The organism is Lactococcus sp. SK2-659, from assembly GCF_020218185.2.
Classification (GTDB): domain Bacteria; phylum Bacillota; class Bacilli; order Lactobacillales; family Streptococcaceae; genus Lactococcus; species Lactococcus lactis.
This window is the reverse complement of sequence record NZ_JAIWQZ020000005.1, coordinates 39,158-48,204: the sequence shown is the minus strand read 5'-3', so window position 1 is coordinate 48,204 and position 9,047 is coordinate 39,158. Positions and strand designations below refer to the sequence as shown.

The window sequence follows — 9,047 nt, the reverse complement described above, 5'->3', positions numbered from 1 at the left end:
TTTAACCCCTCTTTCAGTATCAAGATAAAATAATATCTGATTTAATCGTAAAAATTGTGTATTTTTCTTTCACTATATATAAGAAAGATAGAAAAACTTATATAAAATACAACATTTTTACGTCATAACCTTTGTTTTTATTAATATACACTATTTTTTTATTCTTGTCTAGTAATAATACAACATTTTTACGATTTACAGCAACATTTTTACGTCACAAGCAACATTTTTACGGCCATATACAACATTTTTACGTCATAGGTACACAATTTTTACTCCCTAATACGCAATTTTTACGACATATGTACAACATTTTTACTCCCCAGTACAACATTTTTACCCCTCAGTACAACATTTTTACTCCTCAGTACAACATTTTTACGATATTAATAGCTATAAACCGTATGGTTAAGCCTTAAAATTGCCCCTTAATTGTAACTGTAACTATAACTTTATATATATAACTATAATTCTTATTCTATAATAAAATAACTAACGAATTTTCAAAAAAAAAATAAAAGGAGCTAAAGCTCCAAATTTTTAAGTAAAAAAATCTCTTTCAATTGGAGTAAATGCAGCAACTACTTTTCCTATAATTCTTGGATTATCATCCCAATATAATTTTATATCTGGAAATTTTCTTTCTCCATTTTGATCCTCTTCTATATTTAAAGACTGTAAAAGAAGTCCATCTTCCTCTACAGTGACACATTTTATAAAAGCATTTCCTATAGAAACATTATCTACTTCACAAACTTGACCATCATAATCAGGAGAACTTTGATATTTTATAAGCGCTGTTGGTTACTACCTGCGTTACAATCTAAGCTATCGTGAAGTTCAGGATTTGTTATATGATCGTGGAATAAATGTTTGTCATACTACGATTTATCGTTGGGTGCAAGAGTACAGCAAAGTCCTCTATTATCTTTGGAAGAAGAAAAATAGACAATCCTTCTATTCATGGAAATGGACGAAACCTATATCAAAATTAAGGGACATTGGCATTATCTTTATCGTGCAATTGATGCGGACGGCTTAACCTTAGATATTTGGTTACGAAAGAAACGGGATACGCAAGCAGCCTATGCTTTCTTAAAAAGACTCCATAAACAGTTTGGTGAGCCGAAAGCAATTGTGACCGATAAAGCACCTTCTCTTGGCTCCGCCTTTAGAAAGTTACAGAGTGTGGGTTTATATACTAAGACAGAGCACCGAACTGTGAAGTATCTTAACAATTTAATAGAACAAGACCATCGACCTATTAAACGACGAAATAAATTTTATCAAAGTCTCCGTACAGCCTCTTCCACGATTAAGGGCATGGAGACCCTTCGAGGAATATATAAAAAGAACCGAAGAAATGGAACGCTCTTCGGCTTTTCGGTGTCTACTGAAATCAAGGTATGTTAGTGACTGCAATTTGTAGTTTCCTAATCAGTTTGCTTACGTTTGTCATCTTGTTGATTAAAAAATCACCAAAAATAAGAACCGTCTCAACTTTTGGGGGGGCACATCAGTTAACGGTTCTCGAACTAAATACGACCACCGACTTTTACTCGGCTATATTGGACTTGTTTGCAGCAAGTCATTTTCCCTTATTATATGACTTTTTTCAATCGTTTTATTTTCTTGATAGTTATCAATTTTTATCTGTAAGGGTAGCGCTATACTAGTATCATAAAGAAAATTAAAGGAAGTAGAAAATATGGCAAAAATAACACTGAACTTTCAAAAACGACTTCAACAACACAGTAATCACTTGGTTATCCTCTCAGCCATTCTCATTGTACTCGGATACCTTGGTAAATATGGTGTAAATCAAATATGGATTTGGAATTCGACAATGATTATTGCAAGTATTATCGGTTTGATACCTGTTGCAATTCATGCCTATCAAGCAATCAAAGTGAAACAAATTTCGATTGACCTGCTAGTTTCTATTGCAGTTATCGGTGCTTTGTTCATCGGTGAATATGAAGAATCAGCAATTGTCACTTTTCTCTTCGCTTTCGGTGGATTTTTGGAGAAAAAAACGCTTGAAAAAACGCGATCAAGTATCAAAGAACTCACGAATATGGCACCCAGCACAGCCCTATCTGCTGATGGCGAAGAAATGGGCATCGATGAAGTTGAAATTGGCGACAAACTCTTAGTAAAAACCGGACGTCAAATTCCTGTTGATGGTCGTATTTACCAAGGATCTGGCTACGTCAACGAAGCCAGTATCACAGGTGAATCACGTGAAATCAGAAAGGAAGCTGGTACCAAAGTTTTTGCAGGTTCTATCTTAGAAAACGGTACAATTTACGTAGAAGCAGAAAAAGTCGGCGAAGATACAACATTTGGTAAAATTATTGAACTTGTCGAAGAAGCCCAAGATACTAAATCTCCTGCTGAGAAATTCATCGACCGCTTTGCTAAGTATTACACGCCAGCGGTACTTGTTATTGCAGCTATTACTTGGGTTTTTAGTCATAATCTAGAACTAGCCATCACGATTCTCGTGCTTGGTTGCCCTGGTGCCCTCGTGATTGGTGCACCTGTTTCAAATGTTGCAGGAATCGGTAATGGTGCAAAAAGAGGCGTCCTTATCAAGGGAGGTGATGTTATGAATACCTTCAGTCACATTGATACGCTTCTGTTTGATAAGACGGGTACTCTGACGAAAGGCAATACAGAAGTTGTTGTTGTCAAAAATTATGGTGCTTCAAAAGAATTGATTGATGCAGTTGCTTCAGCAGAAAATGAATCTGATCACCCATTAGCAACGGCAGTTGTACGCATGATCGGAAAATTCAATCCTATCAAATTTAAAAAAACAGACGTTGTTAAAGGACAGGGAATCATCGCAGACGACCTATTGATTGGTAATGAAAAAATGATGGTGGTTAATCATATTACGATTTCTCCCGAGCAGAAACAGGACATCACAGAAATCACTGATTCAGGTGCATCAGTTGTTTTGGTCGCAGCTGATAACAGATTGCAACTAATTTATGGTATTGCGGACGAAATACGTTCTGGTGTCAAAGAATCCCTCGAAGAACTACGCCACGAAGGTATTTCTCGTATGATTATGCTGACTGGAGACAACGAGACAACAGCTAAAGCAGTCGCCGCCCAACTCGGGATCGATGAAGTACGTGCCAATCTCATGCCTGAAGAAAAAGCTGAAGTTGTCAAATCACTCAAAAACTCTGGTAAAAAAATTGCTTTTATCGGTGATGGTGTCAACGATTCTCCTAGTTTGGCACTTGCTAATATAGGTATTGCAATGGGTTCTGGTACTGATACTGCGATTGAAACGTCCGATATCGTGCTAATGAAATCCAGTTTTGACGAACTTGTCCATGCATATGGTTTGAGTAAACGCACGGTTGCCAACATGACACAAAATATTGTGATTGCGATTGTAGTTGTGCTCTTTTTACTGGCTGGTCTAATTCTTGGAGGTACAGGATTAGTACCTAGTTTTGTCAACATGGGCACAGGTATGTTCGTCCACGAAGCCAGTATCCTTATCGTCATTGTCAATGGCATGCGACTGATTAGGTATCGAGAGAAATAGAAGAATGGAAACAAACCAAAATTTACGCGGTTTGTTTTCTTTTTTTGAAAGGAATCATTTTTTTGATATCAATAAAGTTTATAATGATTTTATCAAAAATGATTTGATAAAATCATCGAGACATTTTCGATTGCTTCTAGAATCTTTACAATTAAAGTTTTCCTTACTAATAGGGAGGTTCAATAAGACACTGAATTTGAGGTTATGAGAGAAACTATCGCAAGCAATGTAGCACGTTAGGGATTTGAACTTGTTTAAAAGCTTTGATACCTATCTCAATATAACTTTTTTATAAAAATAGATAGGAAGTTCCAAATGACAATTATTTAAAAAGGAAACACACACATTTGCTAGACAGGAAGATTGTCAGATAGGAGGGGACATAGCGTTTTCAGAACACTTCAAACATCTTATGTACGATGGATGTTTTAAAAAAATCACTAATGGTTTTGCTCTTTTAAATCTCATACAGGCAAAATTAGGGATTGATTTAAACAGCGTACTGCTGACTATCTCGGCAGACTCTAACTGGTGCTGATTGCGCTCCTCATAGAAGGTTATTCAGCGTTAAAAAAGAGACTCGAGAAACTTTATTATTTTGTAGATAAAAAAATAAAATTGATATTCTTGATAGATATCAATTTTTTGCTAGTACTAACGAGTTATAATTAATTTATAAAGAAAGAGAAAGAGGTGAATCTTATGTCAAAAGTAATTATGAAACTCAATGAATTGAGCTGCCCATCTTGCATGGCAAAAATCGAAGGAGCAATGACTACAACTAAGGGTGTAGCAAATGCAAAAGTGCTTTTCAATGCATCAAAAGTTAAAGCAGAATTTGACGAAAATGTTGTCAGTGCTGATGAACTTATCAGCAAGGTTGAGAAACTTGGATATCCTGTTTTGAGTAGCAAAGTAACTGTTGTGTGATTTCTACCAGTAAAGACAGCACTATAAATTGAATAAAGGAAAAAATTGATGACTAAATTAACGATTGATGAAAAATATGCTAAAGAACTTGATAAAGCAGAGGTTGACCACCACAAGCCTACGGCTGGTGCGATGCTAGGACATGTCTTATCCAATTTATTCATTGAAAATGTACGACTGACTCAAGCAGGAATATACGCGAAAAGCCCAGTTAAGTGTGAGTATTTACGTGAAATTGCAAAAAAAGAAGATGAATATTTCTTTAAAATTTCGGGTTTACTTCTTGACGAAAATGAGATTGTACCAAGTACAACTGAAGAATTTTTAAAGTATCACAAGTTCATTACTGAGGATCCAAAAGCCAAATATTGGACTGATGAAGCTCTACTTGAAAGCTTCATTGCAGATTTTCAAGCACAAAATATGTTCATTACGCGAGCAATTAAGCTAGCAAATAAAGAAGAAAAATTTGCTTTGGCGGCTGTTGTAGTCGAACTTTACGGCTACAATCTTCAAGTTATTCGTCACTTGGCAGGTGATTTGGGTAAAGCTGTTGCTGATTTTCATGACGAAGATGAAGATAATGACAATTAATTTTTACGAAACTGTAGGCTTTAATTGAACAAAGCTTGCAGTTTTATAATTTTAGCGCGATAATAAGATAAGGAGAATTACCAAAATGAGCAAGTATAAACATCATTTTAGTCATGATGAACACCACTGTGTACAGTTTGTCCCACTATTTGCTTTACTTTCAGAAAGTGAACTGGCGCAAGTTGAGCAGGTTGTTCATCATAAGACTTTTGAAAAGGGCGAAGCGGTCATCAGCCCTTTTACGGTGCCTCAACTCGCAATTGTGGCGCACGGTACTTTGAAGATATATCAGCTTTCTAGCGCTGGTAAAGAGCAGTTACTACGTGTAATTGAACCTGGTGGATACGCAGGTGAAGACGCCTTGTTTGGAGTAGTGAATGAGAATCTTTATGGCGAAACATTGCAAGAAACAAAAATTTGCTTTTTGCGACAACAAGATTTCAAAAATTTATTGTTAAAATATCCCGAGCTCAGTTTAAAATTGCTTGAAACCACCGTGAGAAGAGCTGCGGAAATGCAATATCAAGCACAATTTCTCATGATGGAAGATGTTGAAAGTCGAATCGCTAATTATCTTTTGCAACTCGTCAAAGTAGTAGATTCAAATTCTGTTATGATTCCAATGAAAATGAAAGATCTTGCAACGTTCATCGGAACAACTCCCGAAACTATTTCTCGTAAGTTCAAAACACTCGAAGAAAAAGGATTCATTGAGCGCCGAGGAAAGATAATCAAAATACTAGATATTGATAGCCTTGAAGATGATTACGCTTAAAATGGTCTAAAGAGCCAATGGAAAAAGGACGCAATAGATTCTAATCCTACACAAGATCCAGACCTAATGCCAGATATTTTTACGATAGCGATTTTAATTTAAATACTATAAACTTTTTAAGAGAAGATGATAACAATGAAATATAAAATGAGCAAAGGTATGAAAATCATGTTAATAGCTTTTATTTTCTGTTTATCTTGGTAATTTGGTTTTAGATATATTAAGTGCCAAATCTAATATTAATATTTGGATAGCTCGTATCATTGGACTTTTATTGTCCTTATTATTTCTATTCCTTTAAATTTTTTCTGGATAAAAAATTCAAAAAGTTAGAATAATTAATAAAGAGCTGGGAGAAATTAAATGATTTATACGATTGGTTATTACATTGCTGTTATAGGATTAGTCATTATGATGTTCGGTTTTAAAAGTTTTTATTCACAAATGAATAAATGGAGTCGTTTTGGCTTTATCTTTTCAGCATTAGGCCTTGCATTTCCAATAATTTATGATTTTATTGTTGGATTTATAAATGGTTTATTAAAAAATGTTTAAATCATAATTTTTTAAAGAAAGGGCACTTTTAAAAAGTGTAAGTATAATATTATGGGAATTGTGACACCAACACCTACTCCACCTCCTTCAAATGATAACTTTTTTAAGCAAATAGAAAAATTACAAGCCAATTTTTCAAAAGAAGATAATAAAATTTGGACTGATGTCAATAAAGAATATAAAAAACTAAAGAATAAAAAGTCCAAAACAGAACAACATGAAAAATAAAACAATAATAAAAGCAGTTTTTAGTATAATTACTGCTTTTATTATTTCCTCTAAAACTGTTGTTTTACCTTTGTGTCGGTAGATTGTCGTTCTTTTGTCGTCTATCTGTCGTGTACATGTTTTAAAAAATAGTTTATTATATATTCATGAATAAATATAGAGTGGCTGAGTTAAGAAAAAAAAGAGGTTGGACTCAAGAAGTACTGGCTGAAAAAGCAAATATAACTGTTAGAACGATTCAGAGAATAGAAAATGGAACGGATGTTAGTTTAGATACTTTAGCATCAATATCTAATGCACTTTTAGTTCCCGTAAGTGAACTCTTTGAAAGCATTGAGGAAGAAGCAAAAGAGGTAGAAATCATGGATATGTCTAAAGAACAGCTTATTCAACTGAAATATAGACGAACTATAACCGTCTCAATTACTTTATTAGTTATAGCAGCTATACTTTTGGTTATGTCAATTTTAGGTGTTGAAATTAATGAATTAGCGTCTGGCTATAACACTACACTTTCTTGGCCAGCATGGGTAAGTTTATTATTGTTGTTAATAGGTCTAGCAAATTATTATCTAGGAGTTAAATTAAATGAAACACTAGATCAAAAGTACCCTCTTACTAAGGGAATTAAATTAAAAGAAAAAAAAGAACGTTTTGAAAACTTTTGGCAATTTTTTTCAATCTATTGGTGGATGATTTTCCCGATTTTTGGTTTTATAACTTGGTTCATTTCTTTCTTTAATAGTCTATAAAGTTTTTGTTATCGAGCGGAGAGACACCATAATTATTAAAAAAAGTCACATCGTTTTGTGGCTTTTTTTGGATTTACCATGGTAAACCCGTCGCTTGCTCAGTCTATTTAAAAGTTACTGGCAAGCAACGGGTCTGTGTACACAAATCTCCAAAACTACGTTACGTAAATTTTTATTTAGGAGTACCTAATACAGTACCCTTTATATCAATAATCAAATAATACTTTTGATTTGATAAATGTCGCTACACTCGATTACGAAAATAGTAGCAATGACACTTTAAAAGGAGTGTTTTGAATAAAACTCGCTTTCGCTCGTGGTAACGTTGAATAGATAAATCTTTTATCTCACATTTTAAAAAATAAAATGATAAAGTAAGAGAAAACAACACTTCCTAAATGGGAATTGGCATACTATTTAACAGATGTTAAAAGTAATGTTGACTCAAATCTAGTATACTAGAGGAAAGAAAAGATAAAAGGGAGACTACTATGAAACTACGTCCTATAGAAACGACTGATTTTCCATTAATTGTAAAAAAATATGTCGACTTATTTGCTGCCGAGCCTTGGAATGAAACACATGATCCTACTCACATCAATGAATACATTCAAAATATTTACGCAATGAATACCTTTATCGGATTTATTGCACACGATGACCACTCTAACGATTTTATTGGCGTTGCTCTCGGCTTTATTAAACCATGGTATCAAGGCACCGAGTACATTCTAGATACATTTTTTATTGACAATACCAAGCAGTATTCCGGATTAGGTACGATATTTTTAAAACATATAAAACAAGAATTACACATACGTTCAATCTCTGCAATCATGCTCGACACAGACCGTAGCACACCAGCTGAAAATTTCTATACTAAAAATGGCTTTGAAGCGTTAGAGGAATCAGTTCTAATGGTAAGCAGTACGACGGATGTCTAACTACTATTGCGTCAATTTATCTTATTGCTTAGCTTTGAAATCATGTAAAGGATCAGCCTGCGCAAGTTCTTTCGGCAATGAGGTCACTATATTTTTAGGTGTACAAGCGGAGCGACAAGAGGCAAAAGGGATAAAAGAGAATTGATCTTAATTTTGAACATGCTAAAATATATTTAAGTTGCAATAAAAAAATATTATAAAAGGCTTTTTAAATGAATGAAGAAGAGTGGAAAAAACAGAAAAAAAAATAAAAACTTGGGAAAAAAAGAACAATTTTTGGGATTTTGTTATTAGAATGATTGCAGCGCTTTTTGGACAAGGGTATTAATGATAAAAATATGAAAAAATTAAAATTAGTAATTGTTTTTGGACTTAGTGTCGTATTATTTAGTGCTGGTTTTACATCTTTCGCAAGTACTGGAAAAACTCACGTAAATGTAAAATCAAAAAAACAACTTTAATAAAACATATCATACAATGATAATATTCCCGATCTAATTAAAATACCTTCAATCAATGAGATTATACACATCAATAGAAAGAGACTACTATGGGATTTGGATTTAACTTTAAGGATTACAATGATCGTTTAACATTCAAAAAATCAACGCTCAAGGATGTAAAACAAACACTAGATGAACGAGATTTTTTAAAAGTCGAAATATCAAAAAAAGAAAAGAAGTTAGTTAAAAAGTAAT

10 protein-coding genes are annotated in these 9,047 nt (G+C 33.7%); all 10 read left to right on the top strand.

From position 1 onward, the window contains the following. The first annotated feature begins 790 nt into the window (after positions 1–790). Positions 791–1,413, top strand: a protein-coding gene (locus LDP15_RS11735; protein ID WP_373442494.1) for an IS6 family transposase whose coding sequence is annotated in 2 segments (ribosomal slippage) — positions 791–968 and positions 968–1,413 — 624 coding nt in all. Because the reading frame shifts where the segments join, the coding sequence is not laid out codon by codon here. A 295-nt stretch (positions 1,414–1,708) separates the two neighbouring features. After that, positions 1,709–3,571, top strand: a complete 1,863-nt coding sequence (locus LDP15_RS11730) for a heavy metal translocating P-type ATPase (protein WP_225513546.1) — start codon at positions 1,709–1,711, stop codon at positions 3,569–3,571. Positions 3,572–4,273: 702 nt separating this feature from the next. Further along, positions 4,274–4,501: a heavy-metal-associated domain-containing protein gene (locus LDP15_RS11725; RefSeq protein ID WP_012898751.1), complete on the top strand. Its 228-nt coding sequence runs from the start codon at positions 4,274–4,276 to the stop codon at positions 4,499–4,501. A gap of 48 nt (positions 4,502–4,549) precedes the next feature. After that, positions 4,550–5,095 carry a DNA-binding protein gene (locus LDP15_RS11720; RefSeq protein WP_225513547.1) on the top strand — a complete coding sequence of 182 codons (546 nt, stop codon included), beginning with the start codon at positions 4,550–4,552 and terminating at the stop codon, positions 5,093–5,095. Positions 5,096–5,180: 85 nt separating this feature from the next. Beyond that, positions 5,181–5,870, top strand: coding sequence for a Crp/Fnr family transcriptional regulator (locus LDP15_RS11715; protein ID WP_225513548.1), 690 nt, complete (start codon positions 5,181–5,183; stop codon positions 5,868–5,870). Between the two features lie 363 nt (positions 5,871–6,233). Further along, positions 6,234–6,425 (top strand): hypothetical protein, encoded by a 192-nt coding sequence (locus LDP15_RS11710; protein ID WP_058208346.1) that lies wholly within the window; start codon positions 6,234–6,236, stop codon positions 6,423–6,425. Between the two features lie 51 nt (positions 6,426–6,476). Continuing rightward, on the top strand, positions 6,477–6,653 hold the full coding sequence (locus LDP15_RS11705) for a hypothetical protein (RefSeq protein WP_003140242.1): 177 nt from the start codon (positions 6,477–6,479) through the stop codon (positions 6,651–6,653). Between the two features lie 146 nt (positions 6,654–6,799). Beyond that, entirely contained in the window at positions 6,800–7,405 is a 606-nt protein-coding gene (locus LDP15_RS11700) for a helix-turn-helix domain-containing protein (protein WP_225513549.1), read from the top strand. 491 nt (positions 7,406–7,896) lie between these two features. After that, positions 7,897–8,349, top strand: a complete 453-nt coding sequence (locus LDP15_RS11695) for a GNAT family N-acetyltransferase (RefSeq protein ID WP_225513550.1) — start codon at positions 7,897–7,899, stop codon at positions 8,347–8,349. 550 nt (positions 8,350–8,899) lie between these two features. Next, a complete protein-coding gene (locus tag LDP15_RS11690; RefSeq protein ID WP_225513551.1) occupies positions 8,900–9,046 on the top strand; it encodes a hypothetical protein in 147 nt (48 codons plus the stop codon). Position 9,047: the final 1 nt, after the last annotated feature.